This window comes from Tenacibaculum sp. AWR4_210 (assembly GCF_056160945.1).
In genome coordinates this window covers 1-403 of record NZ_JBSWYF010000057.1, presented here as the reverse complement: position 1 = coordinate 403, position 403 = coordinate 1, and the positions used below count along the sequence as shown (strand labels likewise).

The window sequence follows — 403 nt, the reverse complement described above, 5'->3', positions numbered from 1 at the left end:
CCACAGGGCAGCGAAATCGCCGGGCAGCCGGAGTGGTTGGCCTGCGGGGTGAAGGCGGCGTGATCGCGACCGCCGCAGGGGGCACCCGCGATGGTGGCGGGCGCGCTGTCTTCGGCGGGCCATGCGGCGCAGGGCGTGGTCGGGGTGATCAGCACATCAAAGCGGGTGAGGAAATCGCGCAGGATCTGGGCCATGCGGTGCCCGGCCTGATGCGCCTGCGCCACCGCGCGACCCGAGAGCTGCAGGCCGCTGTCGATCTGCGCGCCGAGATCGGGATCAAAGAGCGCAGGGTCCTGCTGCCAGCGATCCCCGAAGAGCGCCGCCAGCCCCGCGTATTGCAGCGGCATGATGTCCATCCCGTCCAGCCCTGCCCACTCGGGCGCCGCCTCGGTCAGGCTGTGAC

1 protein-coding gene is annotated in these 403 nt (G+C 71.5%); it reads right to left on the bottom strand.

All coding sequences use genetic code 11. The features are described 5' to 3' along the window. Nucleotides 1-403: amidase family protein (locus ACXAG7_RS20005; protein ID WP_476667931.1), on the bottom strand; the 403-nt coding region annotated here is incomplete at both ends.